Annotated in this window: 20 protein-coding genes; 12 read left to right on the top strand and 8 right to left on the bottom strand. The window is 67.6% G+C overall.

Annotated elements, in window-relative coordinates; genetic code table 11:
• The first annotated feature begins 30 nt into the window (after positions 1 to 30).
• The gene (locus ACLJPD_RS08870) at positions 31 to 387 is read left to right on the top strand and encodes a DUF3054 domain-containing protein (RefSeq protein ID WP_410871370.1); all 357 of its coding nucleotides are present in this window, start codon (positions 31 to 33) and stop codon (positions 385 to 387) included.
• Here the strand turns inward: ACLJPD_RS08870 and ACLJPD_RS08865 are convergent, their stop codons facing one another.
• Positions 388 to 1,458 carry a lysylphosphatidylglycerol synthase transmembrane domain-containing protein gene (locus tag ACLJPD_RS08865; protein WP_410871369.1) on the bottom strand — a complete coding sequence of 357 codons (1,071 nt, stop codon included), beginning with the start codon at positions 1,456 to 1,458 and terminating at the stop codon, positions 388 to 390. It lies immediately after the preceding gene.
• A 4-nt stretch (positions 1,459 to 1,462) separates the two neighbouring features.
• Positions 1,463 to 2,983 carry an adenylate/guanylate cyclase domain-containing protein gene (locus tag ACLJPD_RS08860; protein WP_410871972.1) on the bottom strand — a complete coding sequence of 507 codons (1,521 nt, stop codon included), beginning with the start codon at positions 2,981 to 2,983 and terminating at the stop codon, positions 1,463 to 1,465.
• 72 nt (positions 2,984 to 3,055) lie between these two features.
• On the opposite strand from ACLJPD_RS08860, the gene ACLJPD_RS08855 reads away from it, so the two are divergent.
• The 5 genes from ACLJPD_RS08855 (at position 3,056) to ACLJPD_RS08835 (ending at position 9,037) form a co-directional block, all read left to right on the top strand.
• Positions 3,056 to 4,294 (top strand): AI-2E family transporter, encoded by a 1,239-nt coding sequence (locus ACLJPD_RS08855; protein ID WP_410871368.1) that lies wholly within the window; start codon positions 3,056 to 3,058, stop codon positions 4,292 to 4,294.
• On the top strand, positions 4,275 to 5,453 hold the full coding sequence (gene macS, locus ACLJPD_RS08850) for a MacS family sensor histidine kinase (RefSeq protein WP_410871367.1): 1,179 nt from the start codon (positions 4,275 to 4,277) through the stop codon (positions 5,451 to 5,453). The genes ACLJPD_RS08855 and macS overlap by 20 nt, the downstream gene beginning before the upstream one ends.
• A 16-nt stretch (positions 5,454 to 5,469) precedes the next feature.
• On the top strand, positions 5,470 to 6,120 hold the full coding sequence (locus ACLJPD_RS08845; RefSeq protein ID WP_410871366.1) for a LuxR C-terminal-related transcriptional regulator: 651 nt from the start codon (positions 5,470 to 5,472) through the stop codon (positions 6,118 to 6,120).
• Positions 6,121 to 6,181: 61 nt separating this feature from the next.
• Positions 6,182 to 6,853 (top strand): DUF1707 domain-containing protein, encoded by a 672-nt coding sequence (locus tag ACLJPD_RS08840; protein WP_410871971.1) that lies wholly within the window; start codon positions 6,182 to 6,184, stop codon positions 6,851 to 6,853.
• Positions 6,854 to 7,369: 516 nt separating this feature from the next.
• Positions 7,370 to 9,037: a DUF2339 domain-containing protein gene (locus tag ACLJPD_RS08835; protein WP_410871365.1), complete on the top strand. Its 1,668-nt coding sequence runs from the start codon at positions 7,370 to 7,372 to the stop codon at positions 9,035 to 9,037.
• A gap of 107 nt (positions 9,038 to 9,144) precedes the next feature.
• On the opposite strand, the gene ACLJPD_RS08830 is transcribed toward ACLJPD_RS08835, so the two are convergent.
• The 3 genes from ACLJPD_RS08830 to trmB are packed head-to-tail and all read right to left on the bottom strand — an operon-like array spanning position 9,145 to position 14,591.
• Positions 9,145 to 13,074 carry an MMPL family transporter gene (locus ACLJPD_RS08830; protein WP_410871364.1) on the bottom strand — a complete coding sequence of 1,310 codons (3,930 nt, stop codon included), beginning with the start codon at positions 13,072 to 13,074 and terminating at the stop codon, positions 9,145 to 9,147.
• A complete protein-coding gene (locus ACLJPD_RS08825; RefSeq protein ID WP_410871363.1) occupies positions 13,075 to 13,791 on the bottom strand; it encodes an NYN domain-containing protein in 717 nt (238 codons plus the stop codon).
• The gene (trmB, locus tag ACLJPD_RS08820; RefSeq protein ID WP_410871362.1) at positions 13,788 to 14,591 is read right to left on the bottom strand and encodes a tRNA (guanosine(46)-N7)-methyltransferase TrmB; all 804 of its coding nucleotides are present in this window, start codon (positions 14,589 to 14,591) and stop codon (positions 13,788 to 13,790) included. The genes ACLJPD_RS08825 and trmB overlap by 4 nt, the downstream gene beginning before the upstream one ends.
• 134 nt (positions 14,592 to 14,725) lie before the next feature.
• Here trmB and ACLJPD_RS08815 point away from each other — a divergent pair, with 134 nt between their 5' ends.
• The 4 genes from ACLJPD_RS08815 to ACLJPD_RS08800 all read left to right on the top strand — a co-directional run bounded on the left by ACLJPD_RS08815 (position 14,726) and on the right by ACLJPD_RS08800 (position 19,843).
• Positions 14,726 to 15,835 (top strand): hypothetical protein, encoded by a 1,110-nt coding sequence (locus tag ACLJPD_RS08815; RefSeq protein WP_410871361.1) that lies wholly within the window; start codon positions 14,726 to 14,728, stop codon positions 15,833 to 15,835.
• Complete coding sequence (locus tag ACLJPD_RS08810) at positions 15,822 to 17,354, top strand: hypothetical protein (RefSeq protein ID WP_410871360.1); 1,533 nt, start codon at positions 15,822 to 15,824, stop codon at positions 17,352 to 17,354. The genes ACLJPD_RS08815 and ACLJPD_RS08810 overlap by 14 nt, the downstream gene beginning before the upstream one ends.
• Before the next feature lie 237 nt (positions 17,355 to 17,591).
• Positions 17,592 to 19,421 carry a phosphoenolpyruvate carboxykinase (GTP) gene (locus tag ACLJPD_RS08805; protein WP_410871359.1) on the top strand — a complete coding sequence of 610 codons (1,830 nt, stop codon included), beginning with the start codon at positions 17,592 to 17,594 and terminating at the stop codon, positions 19,419 to 19,421.
• 242 nt (positions 19,422 to 19,663) lie between these two features.
• A complete protein-coding gene (locus ACLJPD_RS08800) occupies positions 19,664 to 19,843 on the top strand; it encodes a hypothetical protein (RefSeq protein WP_410871358.1) in 180 nt (59 codons plus the stop codon).
• A gap of 10 nt (positions 19,844 to 19,853) precedes the next feature.
• On the opposite strand, the gene ACLJPD_RS08795 is transcribed toward ACLJPD_RS08800, so the two are convergent.
• Entirely contained in the window at positions 19,854 to 21,302 is a 1,449-nt protein-coding gene (locus ACLJPD_RS08795) for an aldehyde dehydrogenase (RefSeq protein ID WP_410871357.1), read from the bottom strand.
• Between the two features lie 211 nt (positions 21,303 to 21,513).
• On the opposite strand from ACLJPD_RS08795, the gene ACLJPD_RS08790 reads away from it, so the two are divergent.
• On the top strand, positions 21,514 to 21,810 hold the full coding sequence (locus ACLJPD_RS08790; RefSeq protein WP_378904684.1) for a hypothetical protein: 297 nt from the start codon (positions 21,514 to 21,516) through the stop codon (positions 21,808 to 21,810).
• On the opposite strand, the gene ACLJPD_RS08785 is transcribed toward ACLJPD_RS08790, so the two are convergent.
• Positions 21,811 to 22,611, bottom strand: coding sequence for a class I SAM-dependent methyltransferase (locus ACLJPD_RS08785; RefSeq protein WP_410871356.1), 801 nt, complete (start codon positions 22,609 to 22,611; stop codon positions 21,811 to 21,813). It abuts the gene before it with no gap.
• Positions 22,612 to 22,793: 182 nt separating this feature from the next.
• Here ACLJPD_RS08785 and ACLJPD_RS08780 point away from each other — a divergent pair, with 182 nt between their 5' ends.
• On the top strand, positions 22,794 to 23,957 hold the full coding sequence (locus ACLJPD_RS08780) for a glycosyltransferase family 4 protein (RefSeq protein WP_410871355.1): 1,164 nt from the start codon (positions 22,794 to 22,796) through the stop codon (positions 23,955 to 23,957).
• 70 nt (positions 23,958 to 24,027) lie between these two features.
• Here ACLJPD_RS08780 and ACLJPD_RS08775 read toward each other — a convergent pair whose 3' ends face one another.
• Positions 24,028 to 26,004: a hypothetical protein gene (locus tag ACLJPD_RS08775; protein ID WP_410871354.1), complete on the bottom strand. Its 1,977-nt coding sequence runs from the start codon at positions 26,002 to 26,004 to the stop codon at positions 24,028 to 24,030.
• Positions 26,005 to 26,109 lie beyond the last annotated feature (105 nt).

Genomic DNA, 26,109 nt, shown 5'->3' with positions numbered 1-26,109 from the left:
ATCTAGATCAACAACGGTTACGCTACGTCCGTGAAGAGATACGCGCCGTTCGGTATCGATGCTGTGTTGGTGATTGTTTTCTGTGCGATCGGTAGGCGTAGTCACGACGAAGCCGTCATCGCCGGTCTGCTGAAAACGGTGTGGCCCTTCGGGTTAGGGCTGATTCTCGGTTGGGTGTTAGCGGTGTTCATCGCGCGGAACACGCGGTTCGACGCGACGGCGTTGTGGCCCAGCGGAATCCTGATCTGGGCCAGCACCCTCGTCGGCGGGATGGTCTTGCGCGCCATCAGCGGTCAGGGTGTGGCACTGAGTTTCATGATCGTCGCGGCCAGTGTGCTCGCGCTGTTCCTGTTGGGTTGGCGGGCGGCCATTCGCGCACTGCGATGATCAGATGCGCCGGTGCTGCTTGAATTCTTGTTCGTACTCTTCATCGTCGGCCTGCGGGGTGCGGAACAGGAACGCGAAGACGATCCAGCCGACGACGGCGACCAGGATGAAGCTCACCAGCCGGTAGACGAACGCGGCCGCGACGGCCTGCGCGGCGGGCAGCCCCGCGCCCGCGGTGAGACCGTAGATCAGCGTCGCGTCCACGTAGACGATGCCGCCAGGCGCGAACGGAATGGACCCCACCGCCTTGCCCGCCGCGAACGCGATGAGCAGCCCGGACAACTTCGGATCAGCGCCGACCGCATAACAGGCGGCGCCGAGACACGCCACGTCGGCGAACCGGTGCACCAGCGCCCACACCCCGACCAGCGCCGCGTCCTTCTTCCCCAGATCGACCGACTCGAGCTGTGCCCGGATCTCAGCTAGCTTGGCGATGCCGTGATCGGCCGACTTCTTGCGCAACCGGTTGACCAGCGCGAGCACCCGCCGCAGCATGGCCTCGAGCGTGCCGGGATGGCGGGCGAGATAGTTGCCGGTGAACAGGACCAGCCCGAGCACCACCAGCGAGACGACGAATTTGAACCCGATTCCCTGCCCGACCAGCGCCGCACCGCCGATCCCGAGCAGGGCCAGCCCGGCGGCGGCCACCACGCCCGAGAAGACCAGTTGCCAGGACGCGACGATCGGGCTCGCACCCCAGCGGCGGGTCTGGCGGTAGGTGAAGGCGGTGGAGAAGACCTGGCCGGCGGGCAGCGTCAGCGACATCGCGGTCGCGCCGTAGACCACCGATACCGATTTCCCCTGGCTGACGTCCACCCCACCGGCGTGCAGCAGCTGCTTCTGTACTCGGCCGAAACCGCTCATCGAGAAGGCCTGCAGGACGATGCAGCCGATCAACCAACCCCAGTGGATCTCGGTGAGCGTGCGCCACGATTCGTGCAGGCGGGGCCACAGGTACACGCCTTCGCCGACGAGCAGCGCGAGGACCACCACGCCGAGCACCCACTTGACCCACCGGAACCGGCGGCGGCGCCCGGCCGGTGCGCCTGCTAGGTCGCCGTCGGCCGTCACGGTCTCAGCCTAGCGAACTGACAGGTTCTTCCTCGTCGGTGCGCGGCGCGGCGATCGCGGACTTCGGCCAGGCCAGGCGGGTTTTTCTGCGTCTGCCGCGCAATTGCACCTCGTCTCCGGTTACCCAATGTTCTTGCTCGCTTTCGTCGGCGAAGTAGAGCGCGCTGCCCGAAGCGAGAACGCGGCCGGGATGATCTTTGGCCAATTCGGTGAGTCGCGACGCCTCGTTCACGGGGTCGCCGATCACGGTGTATTCGAAACGATTTGCGGCGCCGATGTTTCCGGCCACCGCCAAGCCCGCCGAGACGCCGATGCCGATGTCGAGGCTGGTCACCCCGCGCAGTGCCTCGCGCAGATCGCGGGCCGCGGCGAGCGCGGCGCTCGGCGCGTCGGGGCGATCCAGCGGGGCGCCGAAGATGGCGAGCGCCGCGTCGCCGACGAACTTGTTGACGAAACCGTGGTGGCTGTCGATCACGTCGACCACCACCCGGAAGAACTCGTTGAGCAGGCTGACCACCTCGGTCGGTGGGCGCTCGGCGGCAGCGGCGGTCGAACCGACCATATCGACGAACAGCACCGCCACGAATCGGGTCTCACCACCGAGTTCGGTGCCGTAGTCCAGTGCCCGCTGTGCCACGTCCTCACCGACGTGCTGACCGAACAGTTCCTGCAGCTTTCGCCGCTTGGCCGCCTCGTCCATCATCCGGTTGAAGCCCACCTGCAGCAGCCCGATCTCGCTGCCGTCGTAGACCTCGACCTGCACGTCACGCGAGCCCGCCTGCACCCTGTTGATGGCTTGGGACAACTGACGCACCGGGTCGGAGATCGACGAACCGGTCAACATCGACAGCGCCAGCGCCTGCAGGATCACCACGCCACACAGCAGCAGGATCGAGATCGCGAGCGACTTGGCCGAGAACTTCACGTCCGAGGAGATCTGGGTGACACACAGCAGCACGATCGCGATCGTGGGCGCGAAGGTGCCCATGCCCCAGGTCATCGCCATCCGGGTGCCGACGCCGGGAGTCAGGGTGTGGTCGAAGGTGCCCTCGGTGAGCGCCTCCGCGGCGACCGGGCGCAGGATGCGTTCGCCCAGCATGTAGGTGAAGCCGAACACGATGGTGGCGGCCATACACTCGGTGACGATCACCGCGCCTGCCAGCTCGGGCGATTCGGCGATGATCAGCGCGGCCAGGATCCCGCCACCGATGACCCACAGCACCAGGTGCACGATCGACTGCCGCAGCGGCACATGCAGGGCCGCCATCTGCTCGCGCCTGCTCGGTGGCCCACCACGCATCTGCCAGCGCATCACCGGCCGCAACATCAGCGCGGCGGCGAAGATGCTCAGCACCGCGGCGACCCCGAAAACGAGCAGCGGCGCGAGCAGACCGGTCTGGCGCACCCCACCCGGATCGCCCTCGGGTACCGGCAGGCCGTATTGGATGAAGGCCCACACCAGCACCGCGCCGAAGGCGTTGGCCAACAGCACAGACGTCAGATACAGCGGCCAGCGCGTTCGCATGGTCTGTTTGACCGCTTCCAGAGGCGCCGACACGACCACCAATCTAGCGTTGCGACCGATAGGCTCTCTCGAGTGACCGACCAGAAGGTAGATTCACCGACCGCGTCGACACCATGGCGCTCGGACGCCGAGGCAGTTCATCCCCTGGTCCGCAAAGCCGCGGCGTGGAGCTGGCGGCTGCTGATCATCTTCGGCGCGCTGCTCGCGGTGGGGATGCTGGTGCAGAAGTTCGCCACGGTGGTGATCCCGCTGGCCATCGCCCTGCTCGCCGCCGCGCTGCTCGCGCCGCTGGTCGATTGGATGCAGCGGGTGGGGATCCCGCGCTCGCTCGGCGTGTTCGTGGCACTGCTCGGGTCGATCGGGCTGCTCGCGGGGGTGCTCACCTTCGTCGTCGAACAGTTCGTCGACGGTGTGCCGGGGCTGTCCAACGAGGTCACCAACAGTGTGCACAAGGTGCAGGACTGGTTGATCAACGGTCCACCACACCTGAGCGATCAGCAGATCCGCAACGCGGGCGACACCATCGTGCGCACCATTCAGGACAATCGCGAGAGCCTGACCAGCGGCGCGCTGACCACCGCCACCGCCATCGGCCACATCCTCACCGGCGCGTTCCTGATCCTGTTCATCCTCATCTTCTTCCTCTACGGCGGGCACCAGATCTGGACCTTCATCACCCGGATCATCCCCACCGCGCACCGCGAAAAAGTCCGCACCGCTGGTGAATTGGGCTTCGGCACGCTGGTCGGGTTCGTGCGCGCCACCGTGGTGGTGGCGGCGGTGGACGCGATCGGGATAGGAGCCGGGCTCGCGATTCTGCATGTGCCACTTGCCCTGCCGCTGGCCTCGCTCGTGTTCATCAGCGCGTTCATCCCGATCATCGGCGCGTTCTTCGCCGGGTTCGTCGCGGTGTTCATCGCGCTGGTCACCAAGGGTTTGGTGACCGCGCTGATCGTGCTCGGCATCATCGTGGCGGTGATGCAGCTGGAAGGCCATGTGCTGCAACCGCTGCTGCTCGGCCGGGCCGTGAGCATCCATCCGCTGGCCGTGGTGCTGGCGATCACCGCCGGATTGGTCGTCGGCGGCATCGCGGGTGCGCTGCTCGCGGTGCCGTTGATCGCGGTGGGCAACACCGCGATTCGGTATCTGCTCGCCGACAGCCCGGCGGAGGCCTTCGGCGAGTTGGTCAGCGCCGAGGAGCGAAAACGGTTCACCGCCGAGCCCGACAAACCGGAACCGCCAGGCCGTTTCGACGTGGCGAAGCTGCTGCGCAAGGAAGCCGAGTCCGGTGATGCGGACCCACACAGCTGAGTTGCGCACGGCCGACGCCGCCACCGCGCCGCTGTGGCGGGCCGCGCAGGCGTTTCGACTGGTCACGCTGCTGTACGCGATCGGTCAGCAGATCGCGTCTGTCTCGTACTACGAGCATCCGCGACTGAGCTGGATGCTGATCGCGGTGATGGCGATCTGGTCGGGGAGTTCGGCGCTGCTGCTGTCGCAGTGGTACTTCCCCGAGGCGACCGGGAAGATTCGCGGCTGGGTGGTGTTCGGCGACCAGGTGGTGACGATCGCGCTGATCGCCTCGACTCGGCTTGTCGCGGACTACGATTGGTACCACGGGCATCAGACGCTGCCGACGACGCTGTGGATCGCGAACTCGGTGATCTCGATGGCGATTCTGCGCGGACCTGTTGCGGGAGTGATTGCGGGGCTTGCCATGTCGGCTGTCGTGGTGACGGTGCGGGATCAATGGGGGCAAGACGTGTGGGGGGATGCCACTGCGCCCGTGCTTGTTTCGGTGGGGTTGGCGCTCGGCCTGGCCGCCAATACCGCTCGACGGGCGCAGGGGCAGCTGGAACGGGCCTTGCGGATCACGGCCGCCGCGCAGGAACGGGAACGTCTGGCTCGTGAAGTGCACGACGGGGTGTTGCAGGTGCTCGCCTTCATCAAACGGCGCGGCGGTGAAATCGGGGGGCCCGCGACCGAACTCGCGCAGCGAGCGGGGGAGCAGGAGGTGGCGTTGCGGGTGTTGTTGTCCGAGCAGGCGGAACTGCCCGACTCCGGTTCCGGGGAAGTGGATCTGCGGCCGCTGCTGACTTCGCGCGCTACGACCACGGTGTCGGTCGCGACGCCGGGCGATCCGGTGTCGGTCGGGCAGGTGGTGGCGCAGGAGATCGCCGCGGCCGTGACCACAGCTCTGTCGAATGTTTCTTTGCACGCCGGTCCCGATGCGAAAGCGTATGTGCTGCTCGAAGATACCGGCGAAGCGCTCGTGGTGAGCGTGCGTGACGACGGTGTGGGGATCGCGGCGGGACGACTGGAAGCAGCCGAAGCCGAAGGGCGGATGGGGGTTTCGCGGTCGATCATCGGGCGGATCGAGGCGCTCGGTGGCACCGCTGAGTTGCTCACCGAGGGCGAGGACCTCGGTACCGAGTGGGAATTCCGGATTCCGCGCCAGTCGGCGCGCTGAGAAGAGGAGCTGGGCGATGCCGGTCATTACGGTGATGGTGGTCGACGACCATCCGATGTGGCGTGAGGGTGTTTCTCGCGATCTCGCCGAAGCCGGTTTCGAGGTGCTTGCCACCGCCGACGGCGTCGGGACGGCTTCTCGACGTGCCGCGGCCGTGCAGCCGGCTGTGGTGTTGATGGACATGCAGCTCACCGATGGGAACGGGGCAGCGGCGACCGCGGAAGTGCTGCGCGTGTCACCGCACAGTCGGGTGCTGGTGCTGTCGGCTTCGGCCGAGCGCGACGATGTGCTCGACGCGATCAAGGCCGGGGCCAGCGGTTATCTGGTGAAGAGTGCGTCGGCGGCCGAGCTGATCGATGCCGTTCGCGCGACTGCCGCGGGTCAGCCGGTGTTCACGCCCGGGCTGGCCGGGTTGGTGCTCGGGGAGTACCGGCGGATGGCGACCGTGCCGGCGGCGGCCGACCAGCCGCATCGGCCGTCGTTGACCGAGCGGGAGACCGAGGTGCTGCGGATGGTGGCCAAGGGGTTGTCGGCCAAACAGATCGCCACTCGGCTGAACCTGTCGCATCGGACTGTGGAGAACCATGTGCAGGCGACGTTGCGGAAGTTGCAGCTGGCGAATCGGGTCGAACTGACGCGTTACGCCATCGAGCAGGGGCTCGAATAGTCGCAGTGATTAGGGGTTTGCCCTGATGTGCTCGGGGGTGCTGCTGGTTACCCTCGATGATATGGGCGGTCCTGAATCCCTTTTCGTACCCGGTGTCGCGACGGCTGGTCCCGTCGGTGACCGTGAGCTGCGTGTTTCCGATGCCGAGCGTGAACATGTCGGGCAATTGCTGCAGCGGGCTGTCGGGCTCGGCATGCTGTCGCTCGGGGAGTTCACCGAGCGGATGGATACGGCGTTGGCTGCCAAGACTCGTGGCGAACTCAATGCTGTGCTGGTCGATCTGCCCGGGATGCGGGTGGCTGGCACGCCGCAGCCTGCCGCGATGCCGCGGCCGCGACATGTTCCGGTGCCCGTCGGTGGGTCCAATCCGAGTGCTATCCGTAGTCGGTTGTCGGGGGTTCATCGGCGTGGGCCTTGGCAGGTGCCGCCTGTGCTGCATCTCAATAATCTGATGTCGGGGGTGACGTTGGACTTCACCGAGGCGGTGATGCAGACGCAGATCGTTGAGATCCAGGTGGATGATTACTGCACGAGTTTGACGTTGCTTGTTCCCGCGGCTGCGACTGTTGATCTCAATGGGCTGGATCTGGTGGGGTCCTCGGCTAACAACAAGGTGCGGACGGGGCCGCCGATCGGGCCGTTGCATCTTGTTGTGCATGGGCGGGTTCGGTTCGGGTCGGTGACGGCGAAGTATCCGTTGATGGTTCAGTGGAGGCGGTTTCTGGGGGCTTGAGCCTGGCGTAGTCGTGTCAGGTTGTGGTTGCGTAGGAATGGGGTGTGGGCGGGGGTTTCTACTCATGTCTGTCGGTTCGTGGGGGTCGACTATGGAGTTATGAGTACTGGTATCGATCCTGCGCTGGTTGCGCGGCTCTCGGGGGAGTTCACCGCGCTCGGCGCGCACATGGGGCAGCTGGGTGGTGATCTTGATGTGCTGGCCGGGCAGTTGCGGGCGGAAGCGGCGCTGCGTGCTAGGGGTGCGGCGCCGGGGGCGGGTGCTGAGGAGTCCGACTCGGGATCTCGAGGTGTCGAAGGGTCGGCTGTGCCAGCTTTCGGGCCCGTTTACGGTGGCCGGGCTGGTGGTGTTCCCTATGGTCAGGTGGCGTGGGCTGGAGGCGCCGGGCGTGTTGGGCAGGGTGGTGGGGCTCCGGCGTATGGGGTGCCGGGGCCTGTCGGGGCGGGGCAGGGTCGACCAGCGGGGCCGGGGTGGGGGTACGCGCCTCCTCCTCCTGCTGGACGGTCTGGAATGCCGATGCCGATGCCGATGCCGATGCGTGGGCCGGGGCGGGTGGCTCGGGTGGCGTGGTGGCAGCGGGAAGGGGTGATTTCTCGGGTGTTGGCGGTGGCTGGGGTTGGGGTGACCCTGGTCGGGGTGTTGATGCTGTTGGTGCTGGCCGCGCAGGCGGGGTTCTTCGGTCCGGTCGCGAGAGTTGTTGCTGGTGGCGCGCTTTCAGTGGTTTTGGTTGGCCTCGGGTGGCGCGTGTTCGGGCGGCCCGGTGGGCGCGTCGGCGGAATTGCCCTGGTGGCCACCGGTATCGCGGGGCTGTATCTGGATGTTGTCGCGGTGACGGGGTATTACCGGTGGATTCCGGGTGGGGTGGGGCTTGCTGTGGCGCTGGTGGTGGCGCTGGTCGGGGTGGGGATCGCGATGCGGTGGCAGTCGCAGCCGTTGGCGGTGGGGGTGGTGTTGGGGGCCGCGGTGTTGTCGCCCGCGTTGACCACCGAGTTGATGTTGCTCGGGTTCTTGGTGGTGTTGCAGGCTGCGGGTGTTCCGGTGCAGATGCGCAGGGACTGGCCGGTGCTGCACGTGGCGCGCACCTTGCCGGTGGTGCTCGCTGTCCTGGGGATGGTGGTGCTCAGCGGGATCGACCGGGCGATCTCCGGCGGGGCGGCGGAGCAGCGGCACGGGCTGCTCGTCGCGGCGATCGCCTGTGCGGTGGTCGGACTGGTCGGTGCGCTGCTCGCGGTGCACCGCAGGTCAGGCGACATCACCGCCAGCATCACGGTCGCCCTCACCGCCCTTCCGGTACTCGCCGCCGCGGTGCTGTTCGACCGTGTGGTGAGCGCGTCGATCACCGCGGTTCTCGCCACAGTCCTACTCGGCCTGGCCGCCACCGTGTTGATTCCAGGCCGCGCCGGTGGGATCGCTCGGCATACGGCGTTGGTGGCCGCGCTGACCGGTGCGGTCGCGTTGTTGCAGACCTGCACCGTTGCGACGGGCGGTCACCCTCGACTGATGCCCACCGCACTGTTCGTTGTCGGGCTCGCGTTCCTCGGGGTCGCCGCCGTGAGTCGCACCCGGGTGGCCGCCGGACTCGGCATCGCGTTCGCCCTGCTTGGCGGGCTGGTGATGCTGGCGATCGCCGCGCCGGAAACACTTGCGCTACAACAACTCGCGGAGCAGGAACTCGATATCGCGACGGCCGTGGCGGCGGTGGTCGGGTTGGGCGTGGCGGCCATGGTGGCGTGGGCTGTGCCGCGGCTGCCGCGGTGCGATGATTCGGCGCTCGTCACCGGAGTGTGGATCGCGGTGAGTATCGCCGGGCTGTACTACGTGTTGGTCGCCGCGGTATCTCTGGGCGTATCCCTCGGCGGCGCAGACGGTTTCATCGTCGGACACAGCCTGGCGACCATCGTGTGGATGGTGGCCGCGACCGCCTCGCTGTTCTACGGTCTGCGCCGACTCGCCAGTTCACCCGCGGTCGCGAAAGTCTGCCTGGTCTCCGGCCTGCTGGTCGCCGCGGCCGCACTGGCGAAACTGTTCCTGTTCGACCTGGCCACCCTCTCCGGCCTGATCCGCGTCACCGCGTTCCTGGCAGTCGGAATCCTGTTGCTACTCACCGGAACCCGCTACGCCCGCGCCTTCGCCGACGCCACCCAGACCCCGCCAACCCCGCAGCCCGGGCAGGGTAACCCCTGAGTGTCCCTACCCCACCAAAGCCCACAGCCTGGGCCGGGTATCCCTGATATGTCCCTACCCAAAGGGGCCTCAGGGGCCCCGCTCGAGCGCGCCAGCGCTCCAAGAAATCAGTCGTCCTCGCGCCGACGCAGCAGCTCGTTGACACTCACAGTCCGACCCTCGCCACCACTGTGCCGACCCTCATCCGCCGCAGTACCCCGGCGAGACGAACGCAGCTGAGCCATCCAGTTCTCGATCTCATTGCGGGTGTCCGCCTGCGGTTCAGTCGATTCCGGTGTCGTGGAATCGGTTTCGGCCGTAGGCGACCCCTCGTCGGAAGTCGACGACTGCGATGCGGCGGGGGCGGGGACAGCGGTGAAACCGGAAGGCGCCTGCCACTGACCAGGGGTGTCGGTCCGGTCGGTCGGCGCGTCATCGTCGCTCGCGCTGTCCTGCGAGGAGGGCGTGACCGGCGAGAACCGCGGTCCGCCGTCCTGATCGGGCGGATTGAAGCCGCGCGGTGTGCCAGGGCCGGTCATGCCGTTGTTCCACGGAGCGCTCGGCTGTGGTTCGACGGGCACCGAGGTACCGAAAACGCCCTGTGAGGGGACAGGCGATTCGGGTTCGGTCTCCGCGCGGGCCGCGGTTCCCTGGTGCGACTCGGCACGATGCGCACCGGGCGTTGCCGAGAAGTCCGAGCTCGGTGCCGCGAAACCCTGCGGGCTCGAATCCGTTTCGCGCACTGCGTCATCGGCCTGTCCGGGCGAGCGGCTCGGCTCGGCAGGGGTGCTCGAATCGGGTGCGGGGGTGTCGGGCGTGACCGGCCTGAGGTTCGACGCGGTCACCGGGCTGAATCCGTTGAAGGTTCCGCTCGACGGGGTGTCCTGAGGTGCTGGTGGCGCCGCACTCGACGGGGTTTCGCGAGGTGCTGGCGGCACCGCACTCGGCGGTGTGTTGACGATCCTCGGTGGCTGCGGCGGAACAACCCCGCGCGGTGGCGGTGTCGCCGTGCTCGGCCTGGCCGGGGGGACGATGCTCGGCCGTGAATCCACTGTGGGCGTACCGAATCCGGCGCCATCGCCGGTCTCGTTCGGTGTCGACACCTGAGGTGCCTGCGGAGTTTCGCCGATCACCCCGGGGGTGTACCCCGACGGCGGCTGCACGCGCTCGGAGCCACGCGGCGAACCGCCGGTGACGATGCCGGGCAGGTCGAGGCGGGATCCGTTGTCGGCCGGGTCGGGATGGGAAACCGAAGGGCCACCGGAGGTTTCGGCACCACCGAAGCCGGCGTCCGACCCAGCGGTGCCGTTGGTTTGTCCGAGTCGATTGGTGGGGCGAGTGGCGCCGCCGGGGCCGGTTTCGGGATCGCCGAGATCGGTGAGGGGCACGGGGGGTGTGCCGAAGCTCGGCCCCGAATAGCCACGGTCTTCGTCCGCGGAAGTGTCCGGGGTCGAATCGCCTTGATCCTGAGTGGGATTCGGAGTGCCCGGCTTCACGATCGGGAGCACCTGGGTCGGCTCGCCGGACACGTACTTCGGCAGCTCGAGATCGGAGTCCGCCGACTTCGCGGCATCCTCGGAATCGGATTTCGCGGGCGTACCCGGCTTCACCACCGGCAATTCCCGCGTCGGCTCACCCGAAGACAGCATCGAAGCCCGGGGACGCGTCGGATCGGGCGACATCGGCAAGCGCGACCGAGCGGGCTCGGCGGCTTCGGAGTCGGTGACCTTGTCGATCCGCTGAGTCGGCGCCTCGGCCTCGATCTGGGCGACCGTGCGCGGCCTGCGCGGGGTGCGGGCCAGCTTGGAGTCGGGGACCGCCGTCATCTGCATGGTCGGCGGATCGGTGATCGGGGTGGTCTTCACCAGATCGACCACGCCACCGTGTTCCGGGCGTTCGTCGTCGAGAATGGGTTCGCCGAGGCCGATCTTCTCCTGGATCCGCTGCATCCACTTCGGCGCCCACCAGCAGTCGTCGCCGAGCAGCTTCATGATCGCGGGGACCAGCAGCATGCGCAGCACGGTGGCGTCGATGAACAGCGCCGCGATCATGCCGTAGGCGATGTACTGCATCATCACCATGTCGGAGAACGCGAACGCGCCGGTCACCACCAGCAGAATCAGCGCGGCGGCGGTGATGATCCGCCCGGTTTGGGCGGTGCCTATTCGCACCGCCTCGGTGGTGGACGCACCCTGGGCGCGCGCCTCTACCATGCGGGACAGCAGGAAGACCTCATAGTCGGTCGACAAGCCGTAGATGATCGCGATGATCAGCATCAAGACCGGCGCGCTGATCGGCTGTGGCGTGAAGTTCAGGAGCGTGGCGCCGTTGCCGTCAACGAAGATCCACGTGAGGATGCCGAGAGTCGCACCGAGACCGAGCGCGCTCATCAACGCGGCCTTGATCGGCAGTACCAACGAACCGAACGTCAAGAACATCAGGATCGTGGTGGTGACCAGGACGAGCAAGATCATCCACGGCATCAGTTGCAGCAGCGTGTCGATGCTGTCAGCCATCAGTGCGGGCTGTCCGGTCACGTACATCGTGACGCCGTCGGGTACCTCGATCGAGCGGAGGTAGTCGATCGTCGGTTCGGCGTTGTTGGTGGGATCGAGCAGGGTCGCCGAGGTGCGGAACACCTCTGGGTTGGTCGGCGACTTGGTCGGCACCTCGAACGGGCCGACCAGCCCGGGAGCCTGGTTGGCTTCCTTCCACACCTTGCCGATCGCGTTGGTGTTGTCCGAGACGAAGACCAGCTGAATCGGGTCGGTCTTCTTCTGCGGGAAGACTTCGTAGAAGTGCTCGAGTGCGGACCTGGTCGGGTTGTCCGGCGGGAGGTATTTCTCGTTGATACCGCCGAACGACAGATCCTTGACCGGGATGATCAGCAGCAGCAGGCCGATCGTGATCGGGATGGCGATCTTGAGTGGATGCCGCATGACCCAGCGGGTCATGTTGCCCCAGAAGCCGTTCTCGACCTGCTCGGCGGTCTTGGTCTTGCGGAAGCGCTTGAAGCCGAGCATATCGACGCGCGGGCCGAGCACGGCCAGCATCGCGGGCAGGATCGTCACCGCGGTCAGTGCCGCGAGGGAGACGGTGGCGATGGTGCCATAGGCGACCGACCGCAGGAAGCCCTGCGGGAAGATCAGAATGCCGCCGAGGCTGGCGATGATCATCGTCGCGGAGAACACGACTGTTCGTCCAGCGGTCATCACCGATCGCCGGACGGCGGCGCGGGTGCTGTATCCCTCGGCTAGTTCTTCACGGAAACGGCTGACGATGAACAGGCCGTAATCGATCGCGAGACCGAGACCGATCATCGAGACGACACCGGTGACGAAGGAGTTGACCTCGGTGAAGTTGGTCAGCACCATCACCAGGCCGGTCGCGCCGAGGATGGTCAGACCACCGATGATCAGCGGCAGGGCGGCCGCGACTATGCCGCCGAAGATGAAGAACAACAGGATCGCCACCGCGGGGATGGCCAGCACTTCCATCCGCTTGGAGTCGTGCGTGATGGTGTCGTTGAGCGTGACCGCGATGGCCTGCAGGCCTGAGACCTCCACGTCGACGCCGGGGATGTAGAAGACATCCGCCACGGTGCGGTAGTTGGCCATCATGGTGGTGTCGTTGTCACCGGCGATGGCGATCGACGCGAACGCGTGCTTCTTGTCCTTGGACCCGAACGCAGACGGCACGGCCTGCGCGTCGCCCACCTTCCAATAGGTGGCGTTGATCTTGGAGACCTGATCGGGATATTCGGCGACGACCGCAGCCAGGCTGTCGACAACCTTCTTCGAGAACTCCGGATCATCGATCGTCTTGCCCTCAGGGGCGTTGTACATGACGATCACGTCCGCCAAGTGGTCGCGCCCGTAGGACCCGTCGGCGATCTGCGCGCCCTGCACCGACTCCGAGCCAGGATCGAACCAGCCACTCTGACTCAGCCGAGGCCCGAGCCCCATGCCGTAGGCACCCAACGCCAACATCGCCGCACCGACAACAACAATGACGGCGAAGCGGAACCGATAGACCAGATCGCCCCAGCGGGTGAACACTTAAGCGACTCCTTGACCAGGGCGAGAAGTGAGTAGCGCAGACAGCGGCCGGAAGGGCTGCAGCCAAGCGCCCTCGTCGGGCAGCGACTCGAGACTCACCCGCGGTAGCGGTTCCCGGAATACGCCCGGGATGTCCTCGAGATCGACGAACCCGAGGGTATCCGAAGTGACGGCCCAACTCGCGTGCTCACGGAATCCGAGCACCTGAGCTGGGATTCCCTTGGCCGCGATGGCTTCCAGTGGTTCACGGAAGGCCTGACCGTCGGCAGAGGCGACCATGATCCCGGCTAAACCACCGTCGCGCTGACGTAAGGCGATGTGGGCGAGCATGTCGGCGTCGACATCGGAGTCTTCGTCGATCTTGGGCTTGGCGAACACCGCGAAACCGACATTGCGCAGCGCTTCCACCCACGGGCGGACCACGTCGGCGGTGCCGGGCGCGATATTGGTGAAGACGGTGGCCTCGGCCTCGATGCGCCCCTTGGTGGAGACCGAGATCTCAGCGGTACGGGCGAGCAGCCAGCGGCCGAGCGCGTCGAAACGGGGGCGATAGGCGGCGGTGGGACGTCCTCCGAGGATGGCACCGAGCCCCATATCGAGATTCGGCGCGTCCCACACCAACAGGACGCGTCGAACATCGGAACCGCTCAACGCCTCGGAAGCGGTACCTGCCTGGGCGGGCACCGGCATCTCGGGGGCGATCTCACTCACGCTCATCTGTCGATCTTCCCCCATATGAACTCGTTGATGGCGCTACCGGCGCGCAAGCCTTTGCCTTCGAACTTGGTGACGGGCCGTTCGAAACCGATCGGCGCGGTAGTGCGGTTGGCGGCACTGTCGCCGCCGGTGGTGTCGTTCAAGCCGGTGAACAGCGGTTCCCGCGAGCCTACTGCGAGAATATGCTCCGCGTAATCCGCGTGGTCGGTGGCCACGTGCAGCACACCGCCGGGCCTGAGTCTGCTGGCGATCAAGGCGAAAGTCGGCGCCTGCAACAGCCTGCGTTTGTGATGGCGGGCCTTCGGCCACGGGTCGGGGAAGAACACCCGAACGCCGATCAGCGACTCCGGGGCAACCATATTCTCCAGTACGTCCACGGCGTCGCCGCGCAGCAACCGGATGTTCTCGATCTGTTCGCGCTCGATCTGCTGAACCAGCTGGGCCAGACCCGGCTGATACACCTCGATGCCGATCAGGTTCAGGTGCGGTTCGGCCTTGGCCATGGCGGCCGTCGCGGTGCCGGTGCCGGTGCCGATCTCGATGACCAGCGGCGCCTCACGGCCGAACCAGGCGTCGGCCTCGACGGGATCGTTCGACACATTGCGGCCGATCACCGGCCACGTCTTATCCCATGAGGCCTGCTGGTTCGGCGTCAACGCGCCCCGGCGCGTGCGGAAACTCGTGACGCGCGGGTACAGCCGGGAGCCGGTGAGTGAGCGCCTGCCTGCGTCGTCGGGCATCTCCGACAGCTTGTGGCTGGTCGGCTCGGCGTGGTTGGCGGCGTCGTTCACGTCGTCCATTGTCCAGCATGCGCGGAGGTAGGCCACAGGCGAGTTCGTGGACCGGCTGATCTGGCAGGTCGCGGAGTTGGTTCGGGCGAGCGCCCGCCCGGCGCGGATCTGACAGAATGCCCTCCGAAAAGGGGGTGTGCAGAATGTCGACAGCCACCGAATTCGCACAGACACGGCCAGCCGACCGGCTCGACGAGCTGATCTCGAGCCTCGGTGCAGGTCGGGGCGGTGATCCGGAAATCGCGCGACAGTTGGCCGCCGCGGCCGCGCGGCGTCGGCGTCCGCTGCACATCCAGATCGCGGGCCGCGCGCTCAGCGGGCGGACCACCGTGCTCGCCGCGCTCGCGTTGTTGTCGGCGCAGGAGACCCCGCCGGTCGATCAGCCCGAGTTGCCAGATCCGGTTCTCGACGGTGATCTGGTCATCTACGTGCTGGCCGGTGCGCCACAGGCCGCCGACTACCGCCTGCTCGCCACTGTGCCGAAGGGTCGCGGGTTGGTTGTACTCAACAAGGCCGACGCGGTGGGCGCGCGGTGGGGCGAGGCCGTGGCCGCGGCGCAGCGGCACGCGCAGGAACTCGGGCTGCCCACTGTGCCGATCGTCGCCTCTGTTGCCGCAAGGACCAGGGCGGGAGCGGTGAGCGCCGACGATCTGAGCGACCTGCGCAGGCTCGCGGTCGGGCCTGATGTGCCCTCGGTGCTGGCGGCCGATCTGTTCATCGGCAGCGGTTCCGATCAGGACGCGCGCAGGCGGCTGATCGCCAACTGGGACCTCTACGGCGTGGACTGCGCGCTGTCTGCGCTGCGCGCCGATCCCGATCTGCCCGCGTCGGCGATCATCCAGATCCTGCACTCCGCCAGCGGAATCGATCCGCTGCACAAGCTGGTCCACCGCCGGTACGAGCAGGTCGAAGCGGTGCGCGGCGGCGAACTGCTCGACGAGCTGACCCGGCTGGCCGCCCGCGCGGTCCCCGGCGACGGTGGCCGCGCCCGCGAACTGATCGAGCACTATCTCGCCGGTGACGAAGCGCTCTGGGCCGGACTGTGCGCGGGACTGGCCTGTCCGCAGGTCTCGCACCTGGCCGCAGGCTATCCGTCACCCGCGCCCACCGACGCCGACGAGGCACTCGCCCGCGCCACCCGCTGGCGTGCTGTCGTGTCCAGCGATATGCCGCCTGCCGCCCGCCGCGCCGCGCTGCGCGTCCACAACGGTTACGTCAGAGCCTGGGAGCGGATGTCAAGTGCCGGCCTCTGAGGGCCCCGATCGGTGGTTGGCCGAGGCCGCGCGAGGCAGCGGCGACTCGCCGGACGGTGAGTCTGTCGACGCGGCACGAAGCGACGGTCTTGCATCGGCGGTAGATGCGGTGATCGAACGGTGGAATCCACAGGGCGCCGCACTACTGCGCGCCATGACCGGTGCGGGTCATGGCACCAGTGTCGACTTCTACGCACCCGACGACGCCAACACCACCCTGCTGCGCACCGAACTCGCCCGCTTCGAACCCCATATCGACCTGACCGATCCCGCCTCGGGCACCGATCCCGCCGCGGCTCTCATCGTCTTCGACGCGGGCAGTGTTCTCGGCGCCGACATGTTCGCCCTGATCGACCGCCTCCGCGCCGCGGACCGGCGAATACTGCTCGCCATGAACGGCTTTCACGCCTACCAGGACTGGCGTGCGAGTCGGGATCGCAACCTCGAACTGCTCGCCGCCCGCGGCATCACCGACCTCGACATCGTCGCCGTCTCGGCCCGCATGTCCGCCGCGGCCCGCGCCGCCGACGACTCGGCCCTGCTCGACCGCTCCGGCGTGGCCGGACTGCACGCCGTCCTCGCCGCGGCCACCGCGCACGGCCCGGCCGACGGCGCTCAGCGCCGCGACGCCGTCCGCACCCGCGTACTGACCGACACCAGGGCACGCATCGACGAACAGATCACCGCTCTGCGCTCGGGCACCGACACCGCCCGGATCAGAGAGGAACGCATCGGTCTTGCCGCCGAGCGCGACGGCGGCCGCCAGACCGGGCTGGCCGCGGTGCGCAGCCAGGTCCAGCTCGCCCGCGTCGACCTGACCACCGAACTCGGCGCGATGGTGCGCGCGCTGCACACCCGGTCCCGTGCCGAACTCGACCGCTGTGACCGCGCCGAACTGCGCGATTACCCCCAGCGATTGCAGCAGGCGGCCGGTGAACTGTCGGTCACCGTCGACGCCGTCATCGACGGACGAGTCATCGAGGCCGCCCGCCGGATCGGCACCGCCGCGCCGACCGCCCGCAGGCGCGAGCCGGCGCCGCGGGTGGGCCCCGATCCCGGTAAGCGGCACCGAGGTGTCGAAGATCACCTCATGATCGCGCTCGGCGCGTCGGCCGGTGTCGGCCTCGGCCGGTTGATCGTGGCGCCGCTGTCGCTGGTGCCGACACTCGACGTGGCGAGCGTCCCGGTGACGCTGCTGCTCGGCGCGGGCGCGGCCGCCTGGGTCGTGCGCGCCCGCGGCCAGCTCGCCGAGCGCAACCACATGTCGCAGTGGGTCTCCGAGGCGCTGGTGAACATCAAAGCCCTGCTGGAGCAGCGTGTCGCGGCGGTGCTGGTCGACATCGAGGCCGAGCTGGCCGAGCACGTGGTGCGCGAATCGACCGCCCGCGCGATCGCCGTGGACCGGCGTGTCACCGAGCTCGACGCGCTCGCGCGCAGGCTCGTCGCGGAGCGTCCGGCACAGCTGACCGCGTGCGAGCGCGACATCGCCACGCTCGATCAACTGCCCGCGCGGGATTAACCGATACACCTGTGGGTACCTGTTAGGGAGCCCGATGCCGTATCGGTGGTCATATCGCGTTAACCTGGAGGCAGGAACCTGGGCGTCCGCTCTTGCCAGTCGATGCGCGGCCTGAAGTCTGTGTACGGCCTCTTCAGCCGTCTATCGGGGTTGTGCGGCGGTTGGTCACTGCGGACGCCTTCTGCCCATGGTGGCGATCGATGGATCGAACAACCGCACGATCTCAGGAGAGTTTTCATGACCTCAGCGACCATTCCTGGTCTTCGTGGATCCGACGGCAAGGTGCCGACCGAGCACAGTGAACTGCTCGCCTGGGTAAAGGAAGTCGCAGAGCTCACTACACCTGACCGCGTGGTCTGGGCCGACGGCTCCGACGCGGAATGGGATCGCCTGACCACCCAACTGGTCGAGGCGGGCACCTTCAAGCAGCTCGACGAGAAGAAGAAGCCCAATTCCTTCCTCGCGCTATCCGATCCTTCCGATGTGGCGCGCGTCGAATCGCGCACCTACATCTGTTCCAAGACCGAGGCCGAGTCCGGTCCGACCAACAACTGGGTCGACCCCGCCGAGATGCGCGCCACCATGACCGAGCTGTACCGCGGCTCGATGAAGGGCCGCACCATGTACGTGGTGCCGTTCTGCATGGGCCCGCTCGGCGCCGAGGACCCCAAGCTGGGCGTCGAGCTCACCGACTCCGAGTACGTGGTCGTCTCGATGCGCGTGATGACCCGCATGGGTGCCGCCGCGCTGGAGAAGCTTGGCACCGACCGCCCGTTCGTGAAGGCGCTGCACTCCGTGGGCGCCCCGCTCGCCGATGGCCAGGCCGACGTGCCGTGGCCGTGCAGCGACACCAAGTACATCACCCACTTCCCCGAGGACCGTGAGATCTGGTCCTTCGGTTCGGGCTACGGCGGCAACGCGCTGCTCGGCAAGAAGTGCTACTCGCTGCGCATCGCCTCGGCGATGGCCCACGACGAGGGCTGGCTGGCCGAGCACATGCTGATCCTCAAGCTGATCTCGCCCGAGAACAAGAACTACTACATCGCCGCCGCGTTCCCGAGCGCCTGTGGCAAGACCAACCTCGCGATGATCCAGCCGACCATCCCCGGCTGGCGCGCGGAGACCCTGGGCGACGACATCGCCTGGATGCGTTTCGGCGAGGACGGTCAGCTCTACGCCGTGAACCCGGAGTTCGGTTTCTTCGGCGTCGCGCCGGGCACCAACCACAGCTCCAACCCCAACGCGATGGCCACCATCGACGCGGGCAACACCGTCTACACCAACGTCGCCCAGACCGACGACAACGATGTGTGGTGGGAGGGTCTCGAAGGCGACCCGCAGCACCTGATCGATTGGAAGGGCAACGACTGGACCCCCGAGTCGGAGGGCCACGCCGCGCACCCGAACTCGCGCTACTGCACCCCGATGTCGCAGTGCCCCACCCTGGCACCCGAGTGGGACGACCCGCAGGGCGTGCCGATCTCGGCCATCCTGTTCGGCGGTCGCCGCAAGACCACCGTCCCGCTGGTGACCGAGTCGTTCGGCTGGGAGCACGGCGTGTTCATGGGCGCCACCATGGGTTCGGAGCAGACCGCCGCCGCCGAGGGCACGGTCGGCACCGTGCGCCGCGACCCGATGGCGATGCTGCCGTTCCTCGGCTACCACGTGGGCGACTACCTCAACCACTGGATCGACCTCGGCAAGAACGCCGACTCGAACAAGCTGCCGAAGATCTTCTACGTCAACTGGTTCCGTCGTGGCGACGACGGCCGCTTCCTGTGGCCCGGATTCGGTGAGAACTCCCGCGTGCTGGAGTGGATCGTCGGCCGCATCGAAGGCCGTTCGGGCGCAACGGCAACCGCGGTCGGCAACGTCCCCTCGGCCGCCGATCTCGACCTGGCCGGCCTCGACGTGGTCGCCGCCGACGTCGACGAGGCGCTCGCGGTGAACGCCGACGAGTGGCGCAAGGAGATCCCGTCGATCGAGGAATGGTTCGAGTTCGTCGGCGAGAAGCTGCCTTCGGGCGTGCGTGACGAGTTCGAGGCACTCAAGGAGCGCCTGGGCTAGTCGCTAGTCGCCCCCTACGAACACGAAACCGCCCGTACCTTTTTCGGTACGGGCGGTTTCGGCTTTCGACGGGTCGGACGATTTCGGTGGTCTCTTTATGGGTATATCTTTTGATGTCAGAGAGTCGTCGGCCGGATCAGCGGTACCGTCGCCTATATTTCCTCTCGAGCTGAAACCCCTGCGAGACTCCTGCACCGCCACGCGGTCAACGATGAGATCGACGCTGAGAGGTGGTTTGACGCATGACCGATCTGGTGACCGGATTCGAGTCCGACACCTATTCGAGCACGCCCCTACAGCGTGTGGCGGGCCGACTGGAGCGGGTCCTGCCCCCGGGCTGGCGGGTCGAGGTCGTCGACCTACCGGCCCGGGGTGAGGTGGCCGCGCAACCGGTTCTGCGGGTACTCATGCCGGAGAACTAGGGGGAGCTGGTTACTCTGCGGTCCAGCCCATCGGCATCAGGACCGACTTCTGTTCGCAGAAGGCATCGAGGCCTTCCGGGCCGTTCTCGCGGCCGATACCCGAGTTCTTGTAGCCGCCGAACGGTGCGGTCGGGTCGAAGGCGTACCAGTTGATCGCGAAGGTGCCGGTGCGGATTCGGGCCGCGACCTCGACGCCGTGCTCGATATCGGTGGTCCACACCGAACCGGCGAGCCCGTAATCGGAGTCGTTGGCGATGGCGATGGCCTCGTCCTCGGTCTCGTACGGGATCACCGAGAGCACCGGGCCGAAGATCTCCTCCTGGGCGATGGTGCTCGCGTTGTCGACGTCGGCGAAGATCGTCGGCTCGACGAACCAGCCGCGCTCCACGCCCGCGGGCCTGCCACCGCCGAGCACCAGTCGTGCGCCCTCCGCCTTGCCCTTGGCGATGTAGCTTTCGACGCGGTCGCGCTGCTTTTCGCTGATCAGCGGGCCGAGCTGGGTGGCGGGATCGGTCGGGTCACCGGTCTGCATGGTCTGCACGTGCGCGACCAATGCCTCGACGATCTCGTCATAGCGACTGCGCGGCGCGAGGATTCGGGTCTGCGCGACGCAGCCCTGTCCGCTGTTCATCAACCCGGAGAACGCCAGCAGGGGAATGCTGGCGGCCAGGTCGACATCGGGCAGCACGATCGCGGCCGACTTGCCGCCGAGTTCCAGCGAGACGGTCTTGAGCTGCTCACCGGCCAGGGCGGCCAGCTTCCTGCCGACTGGGGTGCTGCCGGTGAAGGTCACCTTGTCGACGCCGGGGTGGCCCGCGAGGTACTCACTGGCCTCGGCTTCGGCGGGCAGCACCGAGAGCACGCCGTCGGGCAGGCCCGCCTCGGTGAAGAGGTCGGCGAGGATGTTCGCGGTCAACGGTGTCAGCGGCGAAGGTTTGAGAACAACGGTGCATCCGGCCAGCAACGCGGGTCCGAGCTTGTTGGCGGCGAGGAACAACGGGACATTCCAGGCGGTGATCGCGGCAACGACGCCGCGCGGTTCCCGTGATACACGCGAGGTTCCGAACAGGCCGACCCGAGTCTCGTTCCAAGCGAACGTTTTCGCGAGTTCGACGATCGCGTCCAATGCGGCGACGGCGGGAATCTGATTGAGTGTCAAGGCCGCTAACGTCGGCGCACCCATTTCCGCGGTGAGCGCCGCGACCAATTCCGGCGAACGCTGCTCGATCAGCCGGGCGACCTTGCTGAGTACCTCGGCTCGTTCCAGTGGAGGTGTCGATGGCCACGGCCCGCTGTCGAACGCGTCGCGCGCCGCGGCGACTGCCGCGTCGACGTCGGCGTTCGTTACCGCAGGCACGCTGCCGACGGTCTCCTCCGTTGCCGGGGAGACTACCGAAATGCGGTCACTACCGGCCGGGGTGGTCCACTTCCCGCCGATGAACAGACTGTCGTAGTGCATGAGAACACGTTACAGTTTTGCGGGCGAATTGTCTGCAACCTGTTCTAATTCGCTGCGGCACAACGGCTGTGAAGATTGCGAATTCCGACCTGCCGGTTCGCGATTCGGGGAAACGCACTATTGCGTTCCGGTGGTGAAAAGGGGATGCTTTAGCTACTGATCAGCTCGCTCGATTCATCGGACATTAACAGCGAATTGGGGAGACCGACGCATGGCTGTGCAAGTGATCGGCCGATCGTTGATGACCAGCGACCAGACCGACCATCAAGCGAAAAGTGTGGGTAGCGGCGGATGGGTTGTCTCATTCCTGCCGGGCCGCACACTCACGATCGAGCAGGCGACTGCCGCCATCCAGGCCGCTGAAGCGGTCGCGATGGTCGGCGCGCTGGCCGATCAGGTCGGTCTGACCACGTTGGAGACCGTTGGCCTGGCGATTCAGGAATCGCCGTGGGTCAGGGCGTTACCCGAGCCGATTCGGAGGTCGCGGCGCTTGAGCTGGCTGGCGTGATCACACTTTGGTAGCCACCACTACCAGGTTGCTGACCAGTAGCTCTCGGATCACCGGAACCCGGACGAGCCACCAGGCCCACCGCGGGTGGTAGCGCGGAAAAATAGTCCGCACGTCGGCTGAAGTGGTTGCTGCCCAGCGCAACCCGTCTTCTGCCGTCACCGCGAACAGTGACCGGCCGAACCTGTTCTTGGGTTCGTGTCCGTGCTTGCGCCGGTACCGGCGGGCCGCGAACTCGCCACCGACGTAATGCCACAGGCCGGTCTCGTGACCGCCGAAAGGCCCGTGCCACACCGTGTACGAGTACACGATGAGGCCGCCGGGTTTGGTCACCCGCACCATCTCGTCCGCCATCAGCCACGGCTGCGGCACGTGCTCGGCGACGTTGGAGGAGAAGCAGACGTCGAAGGCGTTGTCGCGGAACGGCAACGCCATCCCCGACCCGCGCACCGAGCCCGACACCCGCAGCCCGGCCGCGTGCATCTCCGATGGATCCGGCTCCACCGACACATAGCGTGCGCCCACCGCGGTGAACTCGTCGGCGAAGTAACCGGGGCCACCGCCGACATCGAGGACAACGGTGCCGGTGAGGCCGCGGCCGGTGATGTCGGCGTAGAAGTCGCTGATCAGCTCGGCGCTGTCGGTGGCGATGCCGCCGTAGAAGCGGGCCGGGTCGGTCTGCTCGAAGCGGAAGCTGGTGAGCAGGCGCAGCGAGCGGCGCAGGGTCGCCCTGCGCGCGAACCTGGATCGGTCGCGTCGCGTGGCGGGCTGCTCGGTTCTCGGCTGGGTGGCGGTCGACACGGGGCAGAGTTTATTGGGAGCCCATTCGGGCGCGGCCGGTGGTGGGGAGTTGGGCGGGCTGGTCCGGGGTGCGATCGCTTGATCTGGGCGGACACTGTCGATAGGGCGGTGTTGCGCAGCGCACACCCGCTAGTGTGGGGGCCGACGTTTGTCTGCCCCCGAACCGATTGCGAGACCCGACCGTGCGTGAAGTCCTCCTACTCTGCTGGCGTGACACCGGGCACCCGCAGGGCGGGGGCAGCGAGCGGTATCTGGAACAGGTCGGTGCCCAGCTGGCCGCGCGTGGCATCAAGGTCACCCTGCGTACGGCCGGGTATCCCGGTGCGCCCAAGCGCGAGCGGATCGACGGGATCGACATCAGTCGCGCGGGTGGGCGCTTCACCGTGTACCCCCGCGCGCTGGCCGCCATCGTGGCCGGTCGGCTCGGTTTCGGCCCGCTGAAGGGCCTTCGCCCCGACGTGGTGATCGACACCCAGAACGGCATCCCCTTCTTCGCCACCGCCACGGGCGTGCCCTCGGTGGTGCTGGTGCATCACGGGCACCGCGAGCAGTGGCCGGTCGCCGGTCGCCTGGTCGGGCGGATCGGCTGGTGGATCGAATCCACGCTGTCCCCGCGCGTGCACCGCGACAATCAGTACCTCACCGTCTCGCTGCCCTCGGCCGAAGAGCTGTCGGTGCTCGGCGTGGACCGTGCACGCGTCGCGGTGGTCCGCAACGGTGCCGAACCGGTCCCCGCCGACGTCGTCCCCGGTGCCGACGCCACCCGCGCCACCCACCCGCGCATCGCGGTGCTCTCGCGCCTTGTTCCGCACAAGCAGATCGAAGACGCCCTCACCGCCGTCGCCCACCTGCGCGAACGTTTCCCCGACGTGCACCTCGACGTCATCGGCGACGGCTGGTGGGCCCCCAATCTGCGCGACTGTGCCGCCGCCCTCGGCATCGCCGACGCCGTCACCTTCCACGGTCACGTCGACGAACGCCGCAAACACGAGATCCTCTCGACCGCCTGGGTCCATGTGATGCCCTCGCGCAAGGAAGGCTGGGGCCTGGCCGTCATCGAAGCCGCCCAGCACGGCGTCCCCACCATCGGCTACCGCAGCTCCCGAGGTCTCACCGACTCCATCATCGACGGCGTCACCGGCCTGCTCGTCGACGACGCCGCTGCCCTCGCCGCGGCCGCCGCCGACCTCCTCGCCGACGCGGACGCGCGTTCGGTCATGGGCGAAAAGGCCCGAGCTCGCGCAGGCGAGTTCTCCTGGGAACAAACCGGCGCCGGGGTGCACACGGTCCTTGCCGCCGCGGCCTGTGGAGAACGGGTCTCCGGGCTGGTCGCACCGCGCGACTGAACAACCCGGTCGCGGAACCGTTCGTCGATACTTCAGCGGGGATAGCGCGGCCGAGCCGGGCCACGCCTGATCATGTGACGCTCGAACGGTTCGCCGGGCGAGGCTGTGCCGCGGGGCGTAGTGCGGCGGCGGTCAGGCCCGCGAGTAGGAGGGCGGCCCAGAGCAGGTGGGCTGCGGTGGAGGCTCCGCGCTGGGTGGGCGTGGCAGTGTCGAGAGCGGCGGGGTCGGGGATTCGGTAGAGGGCTAGATCGGGGTCCTGGTAAGCGAGTTCGGCTGTGTCGAGGGTGTTTTCGGATGCGCCGACGGGGCCGGGGGTGGTGCGTTCTATGAGGATCCAGCCGACACCCAGGGTTGCGAGATCCGTGGCCGGGGCCCCTCGGAGTAGGGCTTCCTCGACGGTGCGGGCGCGGTTGCCCTCGCCGGTCACCGCGTAGCCGCGGACTCGGAGTTCGCCGGTTTGCAGGACGTCGTTGGGGAGGATTCGGGGGGCGGGGTCGAGGACGGGAGCTGTTCCGCTGTACGGGAATCGGCGGAACATGCCGGCGGGGAGTACGGCAACGTCGCCGGGGGCGTCGATGTGGTCGACGACCTGTTGCCAGCCCGCGGGGTAGTGGACGGGGCGCATGGCACCGCCGACTCCCCATGCGAGGTCGGCGAGAGGGAGCGTGAGGAGAAGTATGAAAAGAGTGGCGGTGGCTCGTATTCCGATGCCACCGGGGTGTGTAGTCGCGTGTGCGCTGGAGATCGGCGTCGTGGTGGCCGCATTCGACACCTCGCTCGCTGAATCCGCATCCTGGCTCGGCCGCCCACCGGTCAGTAGTCGGCGGCTCGCCGTAGTGACGGTTCGGCACGCGGTGGCCGCGCACAGTACGTAGGCGGGCATCGCAAGTGCCACGTACTTCTGCGTATCCCGCAGCAATCCGGCACCGGGAACGTGCACCACCAGCCATTCCCCGGCGGCCAGCCCCCAGCTGGTCGCGCCGAGAGCCGGGAGCACGATCGCTACCGCCGCGATCACCAGCAGCGTCCGCCCGTCACGCCCGAGCGCCCACACCGCCCGCACCCCGCAGGCGACGATGCCGAGCAGCAACAGCGTGCCGACCAGCGCGAGGGGAGTTGTGCGGCTCGCGGGCACGGCCTCGCCGTTCCAGATCCCGCCCAGCCCGGCGAGGCTGCCGAGCGTCCCGAGCCACGGTTCGGCGCGTGCCGCGAACGCGGATACCCCGGCCGGGTCCGAGGGCTCGGCGCCCGATCCGAGCGCGGTCGCGGTCAGCCAGGGCGCGCAGGTCGCGATCCAGAGAACAGTGGCGGGGAGAAACGCCCGTCGCCCGACCAGCGACAGCCCGATGACAGCGGCCAGCAGCGAACCGGTCGGGGTCAACCCGGCAGCGGCGAAGCTCGCGGTCAGTGCGGCCCAACCACCGAGAGAGCCGGCGCGGCAAGCGAACCCGAAGCGTGGGGTCGCGGCTCCCTTGTCGGCAGAGTCTGCGCGCCCGGGTTCATGCGAGCTGTCGACAGAGTCGGTGTGGCGGGATGGGTGCGCGCTGTCGACAGAATCGTGATGCGCAGCGGATTCTCTGCTGCCGGTGGCTGTTCGGATGCGCGTGGCCGCGAGAGCGGTCCAGGGGAGGGCGGCGTAACCGGCGAGCAGGCTCCAGTGGCCCTGGAGAAGTCGTTCCGCGACATAGGGATTCCACAGCGCGACGGTCGCCGCGACCAGTTGTGCGCCGGTGGAATCGGAAACGAAGTGTCGGGCCAGCGCTGCTGCTCCGTATCCGGCCGACCACAGCGCGACGATGAGGATCGCCTTCACGAGAATCCCACCGTCGATCACCGGCGAGAGCACGGCGAGTAAGGCATCCTGCGGAACGGCGCGGGGCGCGGCCGCGCCGACGCCGAGTGCGGAATCGGTGAGGAAGGAGCGCGGGGTACTCACCGCGTCGCGCAGCAGCAGGTAGCCCGATCCGGCGAGCGGTCCGACGATGATCATCGTGAGCAGCGCGCAGTATCCGGCCACCGAGGCCCTTGCTCGCCCGCTACTCGTCACGTCCACGCACCTTACGTCCCGTCGGGCCGCGCCGTGGCGGGGGTCGAATAGGCGCTGTTGGGGGCCGAATCGCTCGAAGGTGAGTCCGCTCGGACTCACATTTTC

Origin of the sequence: Nocardia sp. A7 (assembly GCF_046549215.1) — a bacterium.
Taxonomy (GTDB): Bacteria; Actinomycetota; Actinomycetes; order Mycobacteriales; family Mycobacteriaceae; genus Nocardia.
The sequence above is the reverse complement of the archived record's forward strand: the minus strand, read 5'-3'. Positions and strand labels throughout refer to the sequence as shown.

Excerpts from the sequence above, each read along its gene's own strand:
- ACLJPD_RS08860 (WP_410871972.1), bottom strand. The coding sequence starts at position 2,983 with ATGCGAACGCGCTGGCCGCTGTATCTGACGTCTGTGCTGTTGGCCAAC.
- macS (WP_410871367.1), top strand. The coding sequence starts at position 4,275 with ATGCGGACCCACACAGCTGAGTTGCGCACGGCCGACGCCGCCACCGCG.
- ACLJPD_RS08845 (WP_410871366.1), top strand. The coding sequence starts at position 5,470 with ATGCCGGTCATTACGGTGATGGTGGTCGACGACCATCCGATGTGGCGT.
- ACLJPD_RS08840 (WP_410871971.1), top strand. The coding sequence starts at position 6,182 with ATGGGCGGTCCTGAATCCCTTTTCGTACCCGGTGTCGCGACGGCTGGT.
- ACLJPD_RS08835 (WP_410871365.1), top strand. The coding sequence starts at position 7,370 with ATGCCGATGCCGATGCCGATGCGTGGGCCGGGGCGGGTGGCTCGGGTG.
- ACLJPD_RS08825 (WP_410871363.1), bottom strand. The coding sequence starts at position 13,791 with ATGAGCGTGAGTGAGATCGCCCCCGAGATGCCGGTGCCCGCCCAGGCA.
- trmB (WP_410871362.1), bottom strand. The coding sequence starts at position 14,591 with ATGGACGACGTGAACGACGCCGCCAACCACGCCGAGCCGACCAGCCAC.
- ACLJPD_RS08815 (WP_410871361.1), top strand. The coding sequence starts at position 14,726 with ATGTCGACAGCCACCGAATTCGCACAGACACGGCCAGCCGACCGGCTC.
- ACLJPD_RS08805 (WP_410871359.1), top strand. The coding sequence starts at position 17,592 with ATGACCTCAGCGACCATTCCTGGTCTTCGTGGATCCGACGGCAAGGTG.
- ACLJPD_RS08800 (WP_410871358.1), top strand. The coding sequence starts at position 19,664 with ATGACCGATCTGGTGACCGGATTCGAGTCCGACACCTATTCGAGCACG.
- ACLJPD_RS08795 (WP_410871357.1), bottom strand. The coding sequence starts at position 21,302 with ATGCACTACGACAGTCTGTTCATCGGCGGGAAGTGGACCACCCCGGCC.
- ACLJPD_RS08790 (WP_378904684.1), top strand. The coding sequence starts at position 21,514 with ATGGCTGTGCAAGTGATCGGCCGATCGTTGATGACCAGCGACCAGACC.